We start from the raw sequence: 16,227 nt of genomic DNA, 5'->3' as shown, positions 1-16,227 counted from the left end.
GCGGCTTGGGCTTAGTTCGGCTTCGCCGTATCCCGGCCGATCTCGTCGAGATGCTGTTGCAGCGCTAGATGGTCGAGCGCGTCCATCCGTAGATTGACCAGCAGCGAGATGCGGTTGTTGAGCATACGATAGGCATCGGCAAAGGCAAGATGCAGTTCGGCTTCGGTGCCCTCTGCCTTGGCTGGGTCTGGTATCGACCAGAGCGCGGTCATCGGATGACCCGGCCAGATCGGACAGGATTCATTGGCGGTGGTGTCGCAAAGCGTGAAGATGAAATTCATTTCCGGCGCGTCGGGCTCGGCAAACTCGTCCCAGCCTTTCGAACGGGCGAAGCTCGTATCGTGGTTGAGGCTTTCGAGCAGCTGCAATCCGTAGGGGTTGACCTCGCCCTTCGGCCGCGAACCGGCGGAAAAGGCCTTGAACTTGCCGGCGCCGATCCGATTGAGGATGGCTTCCGCCATGATCGACCGCGCCGAATTGGCGTTGCAAAGAAACAGCACGTTGTAGACATTATCGCTCATCTCAAGACCTCCTTGGCAGGTGACTGGATGATGGGGGCGGCAGATTCCGGCAAGGTGTCTTTGCCGAGATGCCGACAAGGCGACGTAGAAAGGTTTCACGACCGTTTGATGACAATCTTCCAAATCATACGCTTGCGTGCCGATGATCGACCTGCGTTGACAGGCTTGCTGCTTTGGAAATCTCTGCGGCTGTCGAATGAGAGAAAGCCGCATCGATGAGTGCGCCAGAGACTTTCGAAAGCGAAAACGGCAAGGCAGGCCGTGCGGCGGGTTTCTTCCGCTCGCGCTGGAGAGGCACTGCGCCGCTAGACCGGCTGTTCTGGCGCGATCTTGTCCTTGTCGGCACGGCGATCAACATCGCAGTGTCGGTGCTGGCGCTGATCCTGCTCGGGCTGAAGCTGCCGCTCGCTCTCGTTCTGGCGGTGCATTTCGCGCCGGTGCCGTACAATTTCTTCCTGACTTTTGCGGTGTGGCGGACCGCCGAGAAATCCGGCGGCGTCAAGGCTTCGCTGATGACGCTGGGCGCTGTGCTGTGGCTGATGCTGGTGGTGGTGATCTGACAGGAAAATGCTGCCGGCAAAGGCCGGCCGAAGCCGTCCTTTGACAACGCTAAATTGCACAATCTTAAATTGCAGTCAGGCAGCCGGCTCGAATTTCAGCGCGACCCCGTTGATGCAATAGCGCAGGCTGGTCGGCGGCGGGCCGTCCTCGAAGACGTGGCCGAGATGGCTGCCGCAGCGGGCGCAGTGGCATTCGGTGCGGACCATGCCGTAGCTGCGGTCGACGGTCGTCTCGACCGAACCGGGCACCGGATCGTTGAAGCTTGGCCAGCCGGTGCCGCTCTCGAACTTCAGCTTGGATTCGAACAAGGGCTGGTCGCAGCCGACGCAGGAAAAAGTGCCGGCGCGCTTCTCGTGGAGCAGGGCGCAGCTGCCCGGCCGCTCGGTGCCGTGATTACGCATCACCGCATATTGCTCCGGCGTCAGCCGGGCGCGCCATTCGGCATCGGTGCGGGTGACAGGGTAGGTGTGACTATCCATTTTTGCCTCTTAGCTCGTGCCGCTATTGGGGTTGTCTTCCCAAGTTCGCCTAAAATAGGCATTTGTTACGGCGTTTGCCGGTATTTCCAATGCTGCCGCGAAGAATTCCTCAGGCGATCGCTGCGAGATACCGCGCAACAGACCTTGCAAATGCCGTCTTTGCATCGCCGATGACGTTCTGGTTCCACCATGCGCCGTAGATATGGTCGAACGCGAAAGGCTCCAGTGCCGAGGCGATGCGGAGTACCTTCGCCGCATTGAGCGGGATGTAGTTCGGGTAACTATACATGAAGCTGACATGGCGGCGGGTTGGCGTCACCTGCAAGACATCGCCGGCCAGGATGGCGCCGCCGCCGTCGCGCTTCCAGTGCAGCACCTGGCCACCGGCAAAGTGACCGCCGCAACGGATAAGTGTCAGCGAGGGGTTCAGGGCGCGCGTCTCGCCCTCCCAACTGACAACGGCCGGATGCGGCCGCATGATCCAGTTGCGGTCATCGGCATGCAGATAGATCGGCACGCCGCCAAACGCTTCGCTCCACTCGACCATTGCCGAATAATAATGGCAGTGCGAAATGGCGATCGCGGCCAGGCCGCCTCGTCGGTTGATTTCGGCCACCGCCTCGTCGCTGACCATCGAGATGCAGTCCCACAGCACATTGCCGTGCGGGGTCTGTGCCAGCAGCGCCCGCTGACCGATGGCGAAGCGCGGCTCGATGCCGAAGGCGAGCACACCGGCGTCGTCCTTCATCACGACCCGATGCCCGGCGGCGAGCTCTTGCGGCGTGATCCAGGCCTGGCCCTCCCAGCGCACATATTGCCGCTCGTCCTCGCAGATCGGGCAATGTTGCGGCGGCGCGGCTGCCGCCGCGAACTGGACGCCACACTGCAGGCAGAGGAAACAGGTCGGCCGTCCTGTTTTGCGTGGACCCATTCAGTGCTTCCTTGAAAGCTGCTTCGTCGCAGCGTCGAGCCCGGCGAGCGTCAGCGGAAACATGCGGCCGCCAAAAATATTGCGGATCATGGCGATCGAATGGGTAAAACCCCAGTGCTTTTCGCTTTCGGGGTTGAGCCATACCGCGTTAGGCCATTGCTGCAGCAGGCGGCCGAGCCAGACGACGCCGGCCTCCGGATTCCAGTGCTCGACCGAGCCGCCGGGATGCGCGATCTCATAGGGGCTCATCGAGGCATCGCCGACGACGATCACCTTGTAGTCCGGACCGTATTTGTGGAGGAGGTCGAAGGTCGGAATCACCTCCGCATGGCGGCGGCGATTGTCCTTCCACACGCCCTCGTAGAGGCAGTTGTGGAAGTAGAAATATTCGAGCTGGCGGAATTCGGCGCGGGCGGCCGAAAACAGCTCCTCGACGCTTCTGATGTGATCGTCCATCGAGCCGCCGACATCGAAGAACATCAGCAGCTTCACGGCATTGCGCCGCTCGGGCCGTGTCTGCACGTCGAGATAGCCATGCTCGGCCGTGGCGTGGATGGTGCCGGGCAGGTCGAACTCCTCCTCGGCGCCTTCGCGCACCCAACGGCGCAAGCGTTTAAGCGCGATCTTGATGTTGCGGGTGCCGAGCTCGACGGCATCGTCGAAATTCCTGAACTCGCGCTTGTCCCAGACCTTCACCGCGCGGCGGTTGCGGCTCTCATGCTGGCCGATGCGAACGCCTTCGGGATTATATCCATAGGCGCCGAAGGGTGAGGTGCCGCCGGTGCCGATCCATTTCGACCCGCCCTGATGGCGGCCATTTTGTTCCTCCAGCCGCTTCTTCAGCGTCTCCATCAGCTTTTCGAAACCGCCCAGCGCCTCGACCAGCTTTTTCTCTTCGTCGCTTAGGTGCTTTTCGGCAAGCCGCCGCAGCCATTCCTCCGGAATGTTTTCGACGTCGACCTGGTTTTCGCCAGCCAGCGCTTCAATGCCCTTGAAAACGCGCGAAAAGACCTGGTCAAAACGGTCGATGTGACGCTCGTCCTTCACCAGTGCGGCGCGGGCGAGATAGTAAAACCCCTCGACGTCATAGTCGACCAGCCCCGCCTCCAGCCCTTCCAGCAGCGACAGATACTCCCGGAGAGAGACCGGAACCCGCGCAGCCTTCAGTTCGAGGAAGAAGGGGATGAACATCGCACCATCTATGGGAGATCATATTCGATGAAGCCGGTTCGCCGCGCCACGTGATCGTAGAGCTTGCGCGCGGTGGTGTTGGTCTCGTGCGTCATCCAGTAGACGTTCTTAACGCCGATCTTGCCGGCTTCCTGCTTGACCGCTTCGATCAGGGCGGCACCGACGCCTTTGCCGCGCACATCCGGGTCGGCGAACAGATCCTGCAGATAGCAGTTGTTTTTTTCGGACCAGCAGGAGCGATGGTAGAGGTAATGGGTGAGGCCGACCGCCTTACCGTCGAGGGTGGCGATGAACCCCTTCGGCTCGAACTCACCCGCCGTGAACAGCCGCTTCCAGGTGACGGCGTAGACGTCTTCCGGCAGCTTGGTTTCGTAGAAGGTGAGGTAAGCAGTCCACAGGCGCTGCCAGTCGGCGTGGTCGGATTGTGCGAGTGGGCGGACGGTGATCTCGGCCATTTCATTTCCTTACGAAGCTTCGGGCCCAGGCTGCCCCGGTGCCCGGCCGGCGGCAACGGTCCAGCAACGGGAAAGCGCTGTCCGATCCCTGCCGCGGCTTTGGCCGACCGCTCCTCACCCCTGCCTTCTCGCCATAAAGGCCAAGCGCTCGAACAGATGCACGTCCTGTTCGTTCTTCAAAAGCGCACCATGCAGCTTGGGCAGTGCGTTTTTCGGGTCGGCGCGCAGGTCCTCGGGCGCGATGTCATCGGCGACCAAGAGCCTGATCCAGTCGAGTGCCTCGGAGGTCGATGGCTTCTTCTTCAGGCCCGGCACGTCGCGGATCTCGTAGAACTGGGTCAGTGCGGCGCGCACCAGGTTCTGCTTGATGCCGGGATAGTGCACGTCGACGATCCGGTGCAGCGTCTCGACGTCGGGAAAGCGGATATAGTGGAAGAAGCAGCGGCGCAGGAAGGCGTCCGGCAGCTCCTTCTCGTTGTTGGAGGTGATGATGACGATCGGGCGCACAGCGGCGCGGATCATCTCGCCGGTCTCGTAGACGAAGAACTCCATCCTATCGAGTTCCTGCAACAAATCGTTGGGGAACTCGATGTCAGCCTTGTCGATCTCATCGATCAGAAGCACGACCTTCCTGGCCGTCGTGAAGGCGTCCCACAGCTTGCCACGCTTGATGTAGTTGCTGATGTCGTTGAAGCGCTCGTCGCCGAGCTGGCTGTCGCGCAGCCGCGAGACGGCGTCATACTCGTAGAGGCCCTGCTGCGCCCTTGTCGTCGACTTAACGTGCCATTCGATCAGCTCGAGGCCGAGCGCCGCCGACACTTGCCTGGCCAGTTCGGTCTTGCCGGTGCCGGGCTCGCCCTTGACCAGCAATGGCCGCTCGAGCGCGATCGCCGCGTTGACCGCCACCATCAGATCCTTGTCGGCGACATAGGCCGCCGTGCCTTCGAAACGCATTCTTGCTCCTCGGTTTTGATGGCAACCGTAAGGAGACAGTCCAGCCTGCGCAAGGCGCAGCGGCGAGGGCGCGGTGAAACCTTGTGCCAGGAAAACTCCCGGGCAGGGCTTTGTGACGAATTAAGCCACCGAGCATGGCCGTCTCTATGGCGCTTGGTCGATCGTCGGCCTATATTGGGCAAGACGGTCTGCGCTTCCCGGCAGGAGAACATTTTCCCCGGGGCCTTAATGATCCCTAGGGAGCTGTCCCTGGGAAGACCCGTGGGTTTTCTCATACGGCGCCCACCTACTTTGTAGGTTCCCGGGATCGCTCTCTCCACCGGTTGTGTGGATCGTCACCCATCGAAAAGGCCATATTTTGCGGATTTTGTCGTCGCGCCGCTTTGTGCGGTGCTCACGAACGAAAAGTTCGCTCCGCTGATCTCATTTCGCATGATCTTTTCACCGAACCGCTGACACTTCGGTGGATCATGCGGTAGAAAACGTCGCTCCTAAAACTCCATCCAAATCTGACCTTTTCTATCGTCGGCGCATGACATCCTTGAAAGAACTGAAAAAAAAATTGCGACGCGAAGCACTCGGGCGCCGCGACGCGCTCAATCCGTTCTGGCGGGTGGAGGCAGCGCTCGAAATGGCCGAGACGGCGCGGGACAACATTGCGATAGAACCGGGCCAGATCGTCTCCGGCTTCTGGCCGATGCGCACGGAAGTCGACGTCCGGCCGCTGATGTTCGCCCTGCGCGAAAATGGGGCACGGCTTTGCCTGCCGGCGATTCTCGACAAGACCACCATCGTCTTTCGCGAACTGGTGCGCGGCGCACCGATGATCGACATGGGGTTCGGCACCGTCGGGCCGCATGAAGAGGCCGAGGTGCTCGATCCCCAGGTGATGCTGGTGCCGCTCGCGGCTTTCGACGCGCGCGGCCACCGCGTCGGCTACGGCGCCGGCTATTACGACCGCGCCATCGCGCGGCTGGTCGACAAGGGGCAGAAGCCGCGGCTGATCGGCATTGCTTTCGACTGCCAGGAGGTGCCGCTGGTGCCGGACGAGCCGCATGACGTGACCATTCCGGAAATACTCACCGAGAGCGGGTTGCGCCGGTTCGCGCCGAAATTGTAGATAAGTTCCTGGACGCATGGTCTTTTCCGGAAGTCATGCAGCTTTTTGCTTCGCTGACCTTCGGTTCAGGATCATTTTTAGATGAGACTTCTCTTCCTCGGCGATATGGTCGGCAAGACGGGACGTACGGCGGTGTGGGAACAACTCCCCGGCCTGATCTCGGATTTCAAACTCGACTTCGTCATCGTCAATGGCGAGAACGCCGCCGGCGGCTTCGGCATCACCGAAGAGATCTTTCGCGAGACGATCGCGGCGGGCGCCGACGTCGTCACCACCGGCAACCATGTCTGGGACCAGCGCGATGCGCTGGCTTTCGCGCCGCGCGAGGAACGCTTCCTGCGTCCGTCCAATTTCCCCAAGGGCACGCCAGGGCGGGGCTCCGGCGTCTACATCGCCAGGAACGGCGCGCGCGTTCTGGTCGCCAACATCATGGGCCGGGTGTTCATGCATCCCGAACTCGACGATCCGTTCCAGGCCGGCGAGCGCGAGCTTGCCGCCTGCCCGCTCGGCGAGCAGGCCGATGCGGTGGTCATCGATTTCCATGCCGAGGCGACCTCCGAAAAAATGTGCTTTGCGCACTTCGTCGACGGCCGCGCCAGCCTGGTCGTCGGCACTCATACACATCAGCCGACCGGCGACCACCATATCCTCAATGGCGGCACCGGCTATATCTCGGACGCCGGCATGTGCGGCGACTATGATTCTTCGCTCGGTATGGACAAGGAGGAGCCGCTCAACCGGTTTCTGTCGAAGGTGCCGAAAGGACGCTTCGAGGCGGCGAGCGGCCCGGCGACATTGTGCGGCGTCGGCGTCGACATTTCGGATCGCAGCGGCCTGACCGAGCGGATTGCGCCGTTTCGCCGCGGGCCGCGGCTGGAGGAAACGGCGCCATCTTTCTGGTCGTGACATTGATATCAACGCCTGCGATACCTAATTGCCGGCGACACTGCTCTAGATCGTAAGAGGGGACGACCTCCATGCAGCTCATCGAATTCCTGGCGCCGCATTTCGCCTTTGTCTCCGATCCGACCGCGTGGGTCGCGTTGCTGACGCTGATTGTGCTGGAGGTCGTGCTCGGCATCGACAATCTGATCTTCATCTCGATCCTGACCAACAAATTGCCGGAGGCGCAGAGGGCTCGCGCCCGGCGAATCGGCATTTCGGCGGCGCTGATAATGCGGCTGGTTCTGCTTGCGACCATCTCGATCATCGTCCAGTTGACGGCGCCGGTGTTCACCGCTTTCGGCCATGGTTTCTCCTGGCGCGATCTGATCCTGATCGCCGGCGGCCTGTTCCTCGTCTGGAAAGCGACCAAGGAAATCCACCATACGGTCGATCTCGAGGACCATCAGGACACGATGATCGGTGAGACGCTGCAGCTTTCGATGGCCGGCGCCGTCTTCCAGATCCTGCTGCTCGACCTCGTCTTCTCGATCGATTCGATCATCACCGCAGTCGGCATGACCGACGAGATCGCCATCATGTACATCGCCGTGATCGTGGCGGTCACCGTGATGATGCTGGCGGCCGGGCCGCTCGCCAACTTCATCGCGAAAAACCCCAGCATCGTCATGCTGGCGCTGAGCTTCCTGCTGATGATCGGCATGACGCTGATCGCCGACGGCATGGGCTTCCATGTGCCGAAGGGCTACATCTACGCCGCCATGGGTTTTTCCGCCCTTGTCGAGGGCCTCAACATGCTGGCGCGACGTCGAAGAAAAGCAAGGGCCGGCGCGGGGCACTGAGTCATCGACGCTAGACTCTTACAAAATTGTACGTACAATATCGTAAATAATGGTGCGGCGTTGCAGTTCGAGCGGGATGCCGAAAAGGCCAAGCGCAATCTTGCCAAGCACGGTGCCGCATTCGATCTCGCAAAGGGCGTCTTCAACGATCCGCTTCATCTTATCGTGCCTGACCGGTTCGAAGTTGGGGAGCAACGATGGCATGCGATTGGGATGATCGAGATGCTGGTGGTTTTGCTCGTTATGGATACATACCCTGATCTCGAAGATGAAGAACGGATTCGGACTATCGGCGCTCGAAAAGCGACGCCGCGTGAAAGGAGGCGCTATGAGCAGGAACGAGCTTAGCCAGGATCAGCGCGACCAGCTTGCCATGCTGGCTGATTTGCCTGACGACGAAATCGATACTTCCGATATTCCGGAAGCCCCGACCGAGAACTGGGTTCACGCTCGCCGCGGGCATCTTTATCGACCGCTCAAGCAACCGGTGACCATTAGGCTCGACGCTGATGTGCTGTCCTGGTTCAAGGAGCACGTCGAGGGTGGCGGCTATCAAACCGAGATCAATCGCGTGCTCCGTCGCCATGTGACGGAGCAGGAAAAGCGGCGGTCCTGAGCGCTTCAGCTAAGCGGTCGGCACGCCCTTCGGATGACGGTCGCCGATCAGGCCAAGCGTCAGGCCATGCTCCAGCCAAGCTTTGGCGCCGGCGAGCACCAGCGCGAAGCCATCGGTCGAGCCGATCGCCTGCTTGACCTGTTCATCGGGGCTGCCGGCAAAACCGAAATTGCGAACCTCGACAAAGGTCGTGCCGCCCGGCAGTTCGGTAAAGGTCCAGACCACCGTTGTCGGCGGATCGCTCCATTGCATGATGATCTTTTCGTTCCTGACGATCTCGCTGACCGTGACCGGCGTCGAAACGCCATACATGCCCCATTCCCAGCGAACCTCGTTGCCGCTGTCGAGCCTGTCGCTGCCGTGGGTGAACCAGAATTTCGTGGTGATCGCCGGATCGACGATGACTTCGAACATTTCTGCGACCGGCCGCCGGATCAGCATGCCGGCTTCGGCGGTCGGTGTCTCACGAATGTCCATCTCGTCCTCCTTCCGAACGGGTCTCCGTCACCATGCGTCGGGTTCGCGCACCAGGTGAATGATGTTGGCCGGATTGGTGATCCAGCCGCCACGAAAACCTTCGCCGAGCGCCTCGATGGCGTCGCAGCGCACAACGCTGGCCTTGGCGAGATGATCGGCGGCGGCCGGAAAATCGTCGGTGAACAGCTCCAGCCAGACCTCGGCTTGGCTCAGCATCGGCGCCTCGTCGATCCACAGGCGATTGGGACCGAGCTCGAAACCAACGGCCGGCGCCTTGGCCGTGAACGGTTTTAGGCCGACAACATCGCGGTAGAAGGCGATCGTCTCCTGGTATTGGTGGGGCGGCACTTTCATGGCGATGTTGATGCCGCCGGTGATCTTCGCAGCCATTCTTTCCTCCGTCTTCTCAGATATTGTCTTCATTGGCGGGCTCGCCCTTCATCTCGCTGCGATAGTAGCCGTCGCGCAAATTGATGCCGTATTCGACATAGGCCTTCATGCAGGCCAGCATCTGCGACCAGCCCTCGCAATTGAGGTAGGACTTCTTCAGGCCGACCGCGTCCTCGTGCCAGCCGGCCTCGGCGATTGTGACGAAGGTGCCGCCGTCGTCCAGCGGCTCAAAATTCATCTCGATGCGCGTCTTGTAAGCCGGCTTGCCGTCGGCGTCGGTGGCGTCCCAGCGCAGCACGATGCGGTTGTCTTTCTCCACCTCGTCGACCTTGACCGGGACCTTGCCCCACCAGACTACCTTGGTGCCGGCCACCAGCGGGGCACTGGCGCCGCCGATTGTGGTGAAATAGGCGCTGAGTTTGTTCGGGTTGACGACGGCGTCGAAAACTTCGGCGACCGGTTTGCCGATGCGGCCCGAAACTCTGAATTCAAGAGACATATCCACAGCTCCTTCCTTGATCAGATCGATATTATGTTATAAAAATATAACATGTCAAGCGAAGCGCGGGACGACAATGTTTTCAAGGCGCTGGCGCATCCGCGCCGGCGCGCGCTGCTCGACGAGTTGAAGGACGCGCCGCGGACCACCGGCATGCTATGCGATGCCTTTCCCGACATGGACCGCTGCACCGTCATGCTGCATCTGAAAGTGCTGGAGGAAGCCGACCTGGTCGTGGCGCGGCGCGAGGGGCGCGAGCGCTGGAACCATCTCAATGCGCTGCCGATCAAGCAGATCCATGACCGCTGGATCAGCCAGTACGCCACGCATGCGATCAGCATTCTCGACCGGCTGAAATCCGATCTGGAGGGGTGAAATGGCCGCAAGAATGCAGCTGGCGGGCGTGTTGCGCTCCCCCCTTACCGCGCGGCTGGACGAATTGAGCCGATTTATCTATAAGCCGGCCATTCCGAGATAGAGCGCCGTACGTCCATCCGGACGCAGCAGGGACGTTCTGAAATTTTGAATTCGAGCATTTTGGCAAAAGGCGAGGTGACTACCTCGCTGCAGGATGCTCTGCCAAGAAGACGACAGGGGTGCCATGGCTGGCCATTCACAGTTCAAGAACATCATGCACCGCAAGGGCCGCCAGGACGCGGTGCGGTCGAAAATGTTTTCCAAGCTGGCGCGCGAAATAACCGTCGCCGCCAAGAGCGGCACGCCGGATCCCTCAATGAACCCGCGCCTGCGCTTGGCCGTGCAGAACGCCAAGGCGGTGTCAATGCCGAAAGACAACATCCAGCGCGCCATCAACAAGGCGTCGATGGGTGACGCCGAGACTTACGAAGCCGTGCGCTACGAAGGCTACGGGCCAGGCGGCGTTGCGCTCATCGTCGAGGCGCTGACCGACAACCGCAACCGCTCGGCGTCGAATGTGCGCGCCGCCTTCACCAAGGCCGGCGGGGCGATGGGCGAAACCGGCTCGGTGTCGTTCATGTGGGACCGTGTCGGCGAAATTTTTTATCCGGCGTCGGTCGGCAGTGCCGAGAAGGTCATGGACGCGGCGATCGAGGCCGGAGCCGACGACGTCCAGTCGGACGAGGAAGGCCACACGATCTATTGCAGCTTCGAGAATCTCGGCGAAGTGTCGAAGGCGCTGGAAGGCGCGCTCGGCGAGGCAGAATCAGTGAAGCCGATCTGGAAGCCGCAGACCAGCATTGCGGTCGACGAGGAGCGGGCACAGTCGCTGATGAAGCTGGTCGCGACGCTCGAGGACGATGACGACGTGCAGAGCGTCTACGCCAATTTCGAGGTCGACGACGAAACCATGGCGAAACTCAGCGCGGCATGAGCACGGCTCAGCCCGAGACATAAGCGGAGCTCAATCGGAGATATGAGCGGAGCTCAATCTGAGACGATGAGGGAGCTCAGTTGGAATATGAGCGGAGTTCAATCTGACATGACCGAAAAGGTGCTGCCCACCATCCGCATCAGCTATTGCGTGCAGTGCCACTGGCTGCTGCGGGCCGGCTGGATGGCGCAGGAGCTGCTGTCGACCTTCGCAACGGATCTGGGCGAGGTCACGCTGGTGCCCGGCACCGGCGGCATCTTCACCATTTCCTGCAACGACACTCTGGTCTGGGACCGCAAGCGCGACGGCGGCTTCCCCGATGCCGCAAGGCTCAAGCAGCTGGTTCGCGACGTGATCGATCCGGACCGCGATCTCGGCCATGCCGACCGCAAGTGCGACAAGTCAAAAGACACCACGTCAGAAGACCCTGCCTGACGCAGGGTCCCTGCATTCACCGCCACGCCACGATGAAGCAGCCCAGCGCGACGATGGCGGTGATGGTGCGGACGTGGTTCCACATCACCCAGTCCCTGAGATAGGTGGTCCACAAAGCGGCGCCGTTGGCGCTCGCCGGATCGACGGCGGCCAGCGCGTTGTTGAGCGGCACGTTGAAGATCATCGTCACGATCAGGTTGCCGACGAGGTAGATCAGGGCGCCGGCGAGAAGCCACAACGAGCCCGGTTGGCCCCATCCGATGACAGCGCTGGCGGCGAGGACAAGGCAGATCAGCCCGGTGCCGAAAAGCGCGGTCATGAACATTGGCGTCACCGCAGTGACGTTGATCGAATTCATGGCGGCGATGCCGCCCGCGGCAGGCATGCGGGCGAGGCCCGGCATGACGAAGCTGGAGAAGGCGAAGAAGACACCAGCGACGACGCCCGAGCCGAGTGCGGCGATGAAGGTGAGGGTGGGAAGCAGTTTCATGATCATGTCAGTTGCTCCAGATGCCCGTACCAGCGGTTTCGGTTGCGTAGGCGGAGAAGTCCCTTGGCGCTCGGCCGAGCACGCGCTCGATTCCATCGGCCAGCGCCTCGTTGCGGCCGTCGAGCACTTCGGTGAACAGCTCGTTGAGCAGCCAGCCAAACTCGGCCGGCAGCTCGTGCGCGGCGATTGCGGCGGCGAACTCGGCATGCGAAATCTGCTTGAAGCTGATGTTGCGGCCAGCTGCCTTGCCGATCTCGGCGATCGCGTCAGCGAAGCTCAGCAGCCGTGGCCCGGTCAACTCGTAAAGCTGGCCGACATGGCCTTGCCGGGTAAGCACCGTAACGGCGGCGTCGGCGATGTCGTCGGCATCGACGAACGGTTCTCCGACAGTGCCGACCGGCAAAGCCACCTCACCGGCGAGCAGCGGATCGAGCAAAAAACTCTCGCTGAAATTCTGGGCAAACCAGGCGCAGCGCAGGATCGTCCAGTCGGCCCCTGAGGCTTTCAGCATCTCTTCGGCGCGTTGCGCTTCGGTTTCGCCGCGCCCCGACAGCAGCACCAGCCGTGTGATACCGTTTTGCACGGCAAGGTTGGCGAAGGCGCCGACCGCTTCGGCCGCACCGGGCACGGAAAGATCGGGATAGTAGCTGATATACACGGCGCCCACACCTTGCATTGCCGGGCCCCAGGTCGCGTTGTCTTCCCAGTCGAAAGATGGCGTGCCGGAACGGGAGCCGATCCGCACCGGCAGGCCGCGCGCTGTCAGTCGCTCGGCGAGGCGGCGGCCGATCTTGCCAGTGCCGCCGAGGATCAATGTCGGTTTCCGTGTCGTGTCGATCATGGTGATTTTCCTTTTGTTTCAAACATGAGCAATCCTCACATTTGCAAAACGTGATAAACCCTCGTATTTTGTGAGTCAAGCCAGTTTGTTGATCATTCGCCTGGAGACAGTGATGGAAGGCTCGACCGTATCGGGTTCCCAGGATGGCCAGATCGCATCGCCGCGCCGGGCGCCAAGCCAGCAACGCAGCCGCGAGCGGGTCGAGCGGATGCTGGCCGCCGCCTCTGCGCTGATCGCCGAGCAAGGCAGCGATGCCATGCGCATGGGCGAGGTGGCGGAACGGGCCGGCGTGTCGATCGGTTCGCTCTACCAGTTCTTCCCGGACAAGCGGGCGATCATCTGGGCGCTGGCCGAGCGCTACACCGCCGAAAGCCAGGCCTGCATCGCGGCAGCGCTTGGCGAGGTTAGCGACGCCGAAGGGCTGCGGCGGGCATTTTCCGAGTTGGTGGATATCTATTACGGGCTGTTCCTGGCCGAGCCGGTGATGCGCGACATCTGGTCGGGCACACAGGCCGACAAGGCGCTGCGCGAACTCGAGCTCGCCGACAGCCGGGCTAACGCCGAATTTCTCACCGCTGTGCTGAAGCGGCTGCGGCCCACCGCCGATCCGGCGGCGCTGGAAACGACGGCGTTTCTCATCTGGCAGATGGGCGAGGCCACCATGCGGCTGGCGATCTCGGTCGGTCGAAAGGAAGGCGACGACCTGGTCGCCGTCTATAAGCGAATGGCGCTGCGCGAACTGGTTGGCGAATAGAGCCACATCTCCAACAAAAAAACCCGCCACGAGGGCGGGTTTCTTCGATCCGAAAAGGCCTGCGGCTTAGAGGCCGAAACCTTCGAAACGCTTCTTGAACTTCGACAGGCGGCCGCCGCGGTCGAGCAGGGTCTGCTGGCCGCCGGTCCAGGCCGGATGGGTGGTTGGGTCGATGTCGAGGTTCATCGTGTCACCTTCCTTGCCCCAGGTCGAACGGGTCATGTATTCGGTGCCGTCGGTCATGACGACCTTGATGGTGTGGTAGTCGGGATGAATGTCGGTCTTCATTGTGCTATTCCTGGTTCGCTGGCGCTGCTGACGGGCATAAAGCCTGCGTCGATGCGCCCCTTTTTAAAACTCGAAGCCGCAGCTATTGAGGAGCCACGGCTTTTAAAAACGGTCGGCGAGCCTATACATCAGCCGGAATTGAATCACAAGGCCGCGGTAAGCGCATATTGAGGCGCATGCCCAGAAGGCGGCCAGAGGAAACGGTCATGGCGCACACCAGCGGCGATGCAGACGAGCGCAGGCGCTCGCTCAAGCCGCTGCGGCGCCTGTTTCCGTACATCACCCGCTACCGGAAAATGGTGGTTGGCGCGGTCGTCTCGCTGACCATTGCTGCGGTGACGACGCTGGCGCTGCCGCTGGCCGTGCGGCGCATGATCGACCACGGCTTTTCCGCCTCCGATTCCAGCTTCATCGCCGAGTACTTCGCCATGCTGGTGGTGATGGCGGCCTTGCTCGCTGCGGCGTCGGCCAGCCGCTATTACTTCGTCATCACGCTGGGCGAGCGCGTCGTCGCCGACATCCGCAGCGACGTGTTCCGCCATGTCACGACGCTGTCGCCATCCTTCTTCGACACTGCACAGTCGGGCGAGATCGTCTCGCGGCTCGCCGCCGACACGACGCAGGTCAAGTCGGCGGTCGGAGCCACCGCGTCGGTGGCGCTGCGCAACGTCATTCTTGGGCTTGGCGCCGTGGCGATGATGGTCGTCACCAGCCCAAAACTGTCGGGCCTTGTCATCGCCGCCATTCCGGTGATCGTGCTGCCGCTGGTCGCCTTCGGCCGCTCGGTGCGGCGCAAATCGCGGCTGGCGCAGGACACGCTGGCCGACGCCACGGCCTATGCCAGCGAGCAGATCGGCGCGGTGCGCACGCTGCAGGCCTTCACCAACGAGAAGCTGGTCACCGGGCATTTTTCAGCTGCCGTGGAAGCCGCCTTCGATTCGGCGCGGTCCTCGATCTTTGCCCGCTCCTTCCTCACCTTCTTCGCCATCTTCATGATCTTCTCCTCGGTAGTGGCGGTGCTGTGGTTCGGCTCGCGCGACGTGCTCGACGGCACGCTGTCGCCTGGCACGCTCGGCCAGTTCCTGCTCTATTCGGTGTTCGCGGCCGGCGCGCTCGGCGCGCTGTCGGAAGTGTGGGGCGAGCTTTCCCAGGCGGCGGGTGCTGCCGAACGACTGACCGAGATCCTGGCCGAGAAGCCCGCGATCCAAGCCCCCGCGCATCCGAAACTGCTGCCGGCGACGGCCAGAGGCGCAATAAGCTTCGACAACGTGTCCTTCTCCTATCCCGCCGGGCCCGACCGCGCCGCCGTCCACGGCCTGAGTTTCCAGGTCAAGCCCGGCGAGACGGTGGCGATCGTCGGCCCGTCTGGCGCCGGCAAGAGCACCGTCTTTTCGCTGCTGCTACGTTTCTACGACCCCGAGACCGGCAAGATCATGATCGACGGCGTCAATGTGCGCGAGGCCGACCCCGTCGCCATCCGAGAGCGCATCGCCATCGTCCCGCAGGACGTTACCATCTTCGCGGCCAGCGCGCGCGACAATATCGGCTTCGGCCGTCCGGACGCCAGCCAGGCCGAGATCGAGGCGGCGGCCAGGGATGCGCTTGCCGACGAGTTCATCCTAAAACTCGAGAAAGGCTATGACAGCCAGGTCGGCGAGCGCGGCGTGACCTTGTCCGGCGGCCAGCGCCAGCGCGTGGCGATTGCCCGCGCGATTCTGCGCGATGCGCCGATCCTTCTGCTCGACGAGGCGACCTCGGCCCTCGACGCCGAAAGCGAGACGCTGGTGCAGACGGCGCTGGAACGGCTGATGCAGGACCGCACCACGATCGTCATCGCCCACCGGCTGGCGACGGTGCTGAAGGCGGACCGGATCCTGGTCATGGATGGCGGCTGCATCGTTGAGGAAGGCAGCCACCAGAGCCTCGTCGTCAAGGGCGGCATCTATGCGCGGCTGGCCAAGCTGCAGTTCGAAACCGGGGCGAACGCTTTCAGGGGCGCCGCGGAGTAGCGTTCGTTTCTTGTCCGCTGCATTGTTCGGCTGATGTCACGGCATGGATCCTAGGGTCTGCGCCGCGTCGCTTCGCTCCTTGCTTCGCCCTAGGACGAGTGCGTCAGGAAGTTCATGGTG

General features: G+C 62.1%; 24 protein-coding genes and 1 other RNA gene. 13 read left to right on the top strand and 12 right to left on the bottom strand.

The window, feature by feature from the left end; genetic code table 11:
• Positions 1-11: 11 nt before the first annotated feature.
• Positions 12-521: an arsenate reductase ArsC gene (locus NMG80_RS13945; protein ID WP_254018633.1), complete on the bottom strand. Its 510-nt coding sequence runs from the start codon at positions 519-521 to the stop codon at positions 12-14.
• Between the two features lie 215 nt (positions 522-736).
• Between NMG80_RS13945 and NMG80_RS13940 the strand changes: the two genes are divergently transcribed.
• The gene (locus NMG80_RS13940) at positions 737-1,081 is read left to right on the top strand and encodes a hypothetical protein (RefSeq protein ID WP_254018632.1); all 345 of its coding nucleotides are present in this window, start codon (positions 737-739) and stop codon (positions 1,079-1,081) included.
• 75 nt (positions 1,082-1,156) lie between these two features.
• On the opposite strand, the gene msrB is transcribed toward NMG80_RS13940, so the two are convergent.
• The 5 genes from msrB to NMG80_RS13915 all read right to left on the bottom strand — a co-directional run bounded on the left by msrB (position 1,157) and on the right by NMG80_RS13915 (position 5,092).
• On the bottom strand, positions 1,157-1,561 hold the full coding sequence (gene msrB, locus NMG80_RS13935; protein ID WP_254018631.1) for a peptide-methionine (R)-S-oxide reductase MsrB: 405 nt from the start codon (positions 1,559-1,561) through the stop codon (positions 1,157-1,159).
• A 109-nt stretch (positions 1,562-1,670) separates the two neighbouring features.
• On the bottom strand, positions 1,671-2,492 hold the full coding sequence (locus tag NMG80_RS13930) for an MBL fold metallo-hydrolase (protein ID WP_254018630.1): 822 nt from the start codon (positions 2,490-2,492) through the stop codon (positions 1,671-1,673).
• Positions 2,493-3,683, bottom strand: coding sequence for a vWA domain-containing protein (locus tag NMG80_RS13925; protein WP_254018629.1), 1,191 nt, complete (start codon positions 3,681-3,683; stop codon positions 2,493-2,495).
• A gap of 8 nt (positions 3,684-3,691) precedes the next feature.
• Positions 3,692-4,138, bottom strand: coding sequence for a GNAT family N-acetyltransferase (locus tag NMG80_RS13920; protein WP_254018628.1), 447 nt, complete (start codon positions 4,136-4,138; stop codon positions 3,692-3,694).
• A gap of 114 nt (positions 4,139-4,252) precedes the next feature.
• Entirely contained in the window at positions 4,253-5,092 is an 840-nt protein-coding gene (locus tag NMG80_RS13915; RefSeq protein ID WP_254018627.1) for an AAA family ATPase, read from the bottom strand.
• Positions 5,093-5,274: 182 nt separating this feature from the next.
• On the opposite strand from NMG80_RS13915, the gene ssrS reads away from it, so the two are divergent.
• The 6 genes from ssrS (at position 5,275) to NMG80_RS13885 (ending at position 8,573) form a co-directional block, all read left to right on the top strand.
• A non-coding RNA gene (ssrS, locus tag NMG80_RS13910) (6S RNA) lies at positions 5,275-5,430 on the top strand.
• 194 nt (positions 5,431-5,624) lie between these two features.
• Positions 5,625-6,212, top strand: coding sequence for a 5-formyltetrahydrofolate cyclo-ligase (locus NMG80_RS13905; protein WP_254018626.1), 588 nt, complete (start codon positions 5,625-5,627; stop codon positions 6,210-6,212).
• Between the two features lie 81 nt (positions 6,213-6,293).
• Complete coding sequence (locus NMG80_RS13900) at positions 6,294-7,118, top strand: TIGR00282 family metallophosphoesterase (protein ID WP_202365547.1); 825 nt, start codon at positions 6,294-6,296, stop codon at positions 7,116-7,118.
• A 71-nt stretch (positions 7,119-7,189) separates the two neighbouring features.
• Positions 7,190-7,957 carry a TerC family protein gene (locus NMG80_RS13895; protein WP_254018625.1) on the top strand — a complete coding sequence of 256 codons (768 nt, stop codon included), beginning with the start codon at positions 7,190-7,192 and terminating at the stop codon, positions 7,955-7,957.
• Positions 7,958-8,017: 60 nt separating this feature from the next.
• A complete protein-coding gene (locus NMG80_RS13890) occupies positions 8,018-8,305 on the top strand; it encodes a BrnT family toxin (protein WP_254018624.1) in 288 nt (95 codons plus the stop codon).
• Complete coding sequence (locus NMG80_RS13885) at positions 8,286-8,573, top strand: BrnA antitoxin family protein (protein WP_254018623.1); 288 nt, start codon at positions 8,286-8,288, stop codon at positions 8,571-8,573. The genes NMG80_RS13890 and NMG80_RS13885 overlap by 20 nt, the downstream gene beginning before the upstream one ends.
• A gap of 9 nt (positions 8,574-8,582) precedes the next feature.
• On the opposite strand, the gene NMG80_RS13880 is transcribed toward NMG80_RS13885, so the two are convergent.
• From NMG80_RS13880 to NMG80_RS13870, 3 genes are read right to left on the bottom strand one after another with little or no spacing between them, the layout of a single operon-like run.
• Positions 8,583-9,050, bottom strand: a complete 468-nt coding sequence (locus NMG80_RS13880) for an SRPBCC family protein (RefSeq protein ID WP_254018622.1) — start codon at positions 9,048-9,050, stop codon at positions 8,583-8,585.
• Between the two features lie 27 nt (positions 9,051-9,077).
• Positions 9,078-9,440, bottom strand: coding sequence for a hypothetical protein (locus NMG80_RS13875; RefSeq protein ID WP_254018621.1), 363 nt, complete (start codon positions 9,438-9,440; stop codon positions 9,078-9,080).
• Between the two features lie 16 nt (positions 9,441-9,456).
• Positions 9,457-9,939 (bottom strand): SRPBCC domain-containing protein, encoded by a 483-nt coding sequence (locus NMG80_RS13870; protein ID WP_254018620.1) that lies wholly within the window; start codon positions 9,937-9,939, stop codon positions 9,457-9,459.
• 51 nt (positions 9,940-9,990) lie between these two features.
• Here NMG80_RS13870 and NMG80_RS13865 point away from each other — a divergent pair, with 51 nt between their 5' ends.
• The 3 genes from NMG80_RS13865 (at position 9,991) to NMG80_RS13855 (ending at position 11,725) form a co-directional block, all read left to right on the top strand.
• Positions 9,991-10,314 carry an ArsR/SmtB family transcription factor gene (locus tag NMG80_RS13865; RefSeq protein ID WP_254018619.1) on the top strand — a complete coding sequence of 108 codons (324 nt, stop codon included), beginning with the start codon at positions 9,991-9,993 and terminating at the stop codon, positions 10,312-10,314.
• Positions 10,315-10,540: 226 nt separating this feature from the next.
• Entirely contained in the window at positions 10,541-11,290 is a 750-nt protein-coding gene (locus NMG80_RS13860) for a YebC/PmpR family DNA-binding transcriptional regulator (RefSeq protein WP_254018618.1), read from the top strand.
• Between the two features lie 108 nt (positions 11,291-11,398).
• The gene (locus tag NMG80_RS13855) at positions 11,399-11,725 is read left to right on the top strand and encodes an Rdx family protein (protein WP_254018617.1); all 327 of its coding nucleotides are present in this window, start codon (positions 11,399-11,401) and stop codon (positions 11,723-11,725) included.
• Between the two features lie 16 nt (positions 11,726-11,741).
• On the opposite strand, the gene NMG80_RS13850 is transcribed toward NMG80_RS13855, so the two are convergent.
• Positions 11,742-12,221, bottom strand: a complete 480-nt coding sequence (locus NMG80_RS13850) for an anthrone oxygenase family protein (RefSeq protein WP_254018616.1) — start codon at positions 12,219-12,221, stop codon at positions 11,742-11,744.
• Between the two features lies 1 nt (position 12,222).
• Positions 12,223-13,056 (bottom strand): NAD(P)H-binding protein, encoded by an 834-nt coding sequence (locus NMG80_RS13845; RefSeq protein WP_254018615.1) that lies wholly within the window; start codon positions 13,054-13,056, stop codon positions 12,223-12,225.
• 112 nt (positions 13,057-13,168) lie between these two features.
• On the opposite strand from NMG80_RS13845, the gene NMG80_RS13840 reads away from it, so the two are divergent.
• Entirely contained in the window at positions 13,169-13,810 is a 642-nt protein-coding gene (locus NMG80_RS13840; protein WP_254018614.1) for a TetR/AcrR family transcriptional regulator, read from the top strand.
• A gap of 66 nt (positions 13,811-13,876) precedes the next feature.
• On the opposite strand, the gene rpmE is transcribed toward NMG80_RS13840, so the two are convergent.
• Complete coding sequence (gene rpmE, locus NMG80_RS13835; protein ID WP_006327661.1) at positions 13,877-14,098, bottom strand: 50S ribosomal protein L31; 222 nt, start codon at positions 14,096-14,098, stop codon at positions 13,877-13,879.
• On the opposite strand from rpmE, the gene NMG80_RS13830 reads away from it, so the two are divergent.
• Both NMG80_RS13830 and NMG80_RS13825 read left to right on the top strand, forming a co-directional pair.
• Complete coding sequence (locus NMG80_RS13830; protein ID WP_254018613.1) at positions 14,081-14,269, top strand: hypothetical protein; 189 nt, start codon at positions 14,081-14,083, stop codon at positions 14,267-14,269. The genes rpmE and NMG80_RS13830 overlap by 18 nt on opposite strands.
• A gap of 35 nt (positions 14,270-14,304) precedes the next feature.
• Positions 14,305-16,107 (top strand): ABC transporter transmembrane domain-containing protein, encoded by a 1,803-nt coding sequence (locus tag NMG80_RS13825; protein ID WP_254018612.1) that lies wholly within the window; start codon positions 14,305-14,307, stop codon positions 16,105-16,107.
• Positions 16,108-16,227: the final 120 nt, after the last annotated feature.

Source organism: Mesorhizobium escarrei (assembly GCF_935825525.1).
Lineage (GTDB): Bacteria > Pseudomonadota > Alphaproteobacteria > Rhizobiales > Rhizobiaceae > Mesorhizobium > Mesorhizobium escarrei.
This window is presented reverse-complemented; position numbering and strand designations above follow the sequence as displayed.

Coding starts and splice junctions, on each gene's coding strand:
- NMG80_RS13945 (WP_254018633.1), bottom strand. CDS start 521: ATGAGCGATAATGTCTACAACGTGCTGTTTCTTTGCAACGCCAATTCG.
- NMG80_RS13940 (WP_254018632.1), top strand. CDS start 737: ATGAGTGCGCCAGAGACTTTCGAAAGCGAAAACGGCAAGGCAGGCCGT.
- msrB (WP_254018631.1), bottom strand. CDS start 1,561: ATGGATAGTCACACCTACCCTGTCACCCGCACCGATGCCGAATGGCGC.
- NMG80_RS13930 (WP_254018630.1), bottom strand. CDS start 2,492: ATGGGTCCACGCAAAACAGGACGGCCGACCTGTTTCCTCTGCCTGCAG.
- NMG80_RS13925 (WP_254018629.1), bottom strand. CDS start 3,683: ATGTTCATCCCCTTCTTCCTCGAACTGAAGGCTGCGCGGGTTCCGGTC.
- NMG80_RS13920 (WP_254018628.1), bottom strand. CDS start 4,138: ATGGCCGAGATCACCGTCCGCCCACTCGCACAATCCGACCACGCCGAC.
- NMG80_RS13915 (WP_254018627.1), bottom strand. CDS start 5,092: ATGCGTTTCGAAGGCACGGCGGCCTATGTCGCCGACAAGGATCTGATG.
- NMG80_RS13905 (WP_254018626.1), top strand. CDS start 5,625: ATGACATCCTTGAAAGAACTGAAAAAAAAATTGCGACGCGAAGCACTC.
- NMG80_RS13900 (WP_202365547.1), top strand. CDS start 6,294: ATGAGACTTCTCTTCCTCGGCGATATGGTCGGCAAGACGGGACGTACG.
- NMG80_RS13895 (WP_254018625.1), top strand. CDS start 7,190: ATGCAGCTCATCGAATTCCTGGCGCCGCATTTCGCCTTTGTCTCCGAT.
- NMG80_RS13885 (WP_254018623.1), top strand. CDS start 8,286: ATGAGCAGGAACGAGCTTAGCCAGGATCAGCGCGACCAGCTTGCCATG.
- NMG80_RS13880 (WP_254018622.1), bottom strand. CDS start 9,050: ATGGACATTCGTGAGACACCGACCGCCGAAGCCGGCATGCTGATCCGG.
- NMG80_RS13875 (WP_254018621.1), bottom strand. CDS start 9,440: ATGGCTGCGAAGATCACCGGCGGCATCAACATCGCCATGAAAGTGCCG.
- NMG80_RS13870 (WP_254018620.1), bottom strand. CDS start 9,939: ATGTCTCTTGAATTCAGAGTTTCGGGCCGCATCGGCAAACCGGTCGCC.
- NMG80_RS13865 (WP_254018619.1), top strand. CDS start 9,991: ATGTCAAGCGAAGCGCGGGACGACAATGTTTTCAAGGCGCTGGCGCAT.
- NMG80_RS13860 (WP_254018618.1), top strand. CDS start 10,541: ATGGCTGGCCATTCACAGTTCAAGAACATCATGCACCGCAAGGGCCGC.
- NMG80_RS13855 (WP_254018617.1), top strand. CDS start 11,399: ATGACCGAAAAGGTGCTGCCCACCATCCGCATCAGCTATTGCGTGCAG.
- NMG80_RS13850 (WP_254018616.1), bottom strand. CDS start 12,221: ATGATCATGAAACTGCTTCCCACCCTCACCTTCATCGCCGCACTCGGC.
- NMG80_RS13845 (WP_254018615.1), bottom strand. CDS start 13,056: ATGATCGACACGACACGGAAACCGACATTGATCCTCGGCGGCACTGGC.
- NMG80_RS13840 (WP_254018614.1), top strand. CDS start 13,169: ATGGAAGGCTCGACCGTATCGGGTTCCCAGGATGGCCAGATCGCATCG.
- NMG80_RS13830 (WP_254018613.1), top strand. CDS start 14,081: ATGAATGTCGGTCTTCATTGTGCTATTCCTGGTTCGCTGGCGCTGCTG.
- rpmE (WP_006327661.1), bottom strand. CDS start 14,098: ATGAAGACCGACATTCATCCCGACTACCACACCATCAAGGTCGTCATG.
- NMG80_RS13825 (WP_254018612.1), top strand. CDS start 14,305: ATGGCGCACACCAGCGGCGATGCAGACGAGCGCAGGCGCTCGCTCAAG.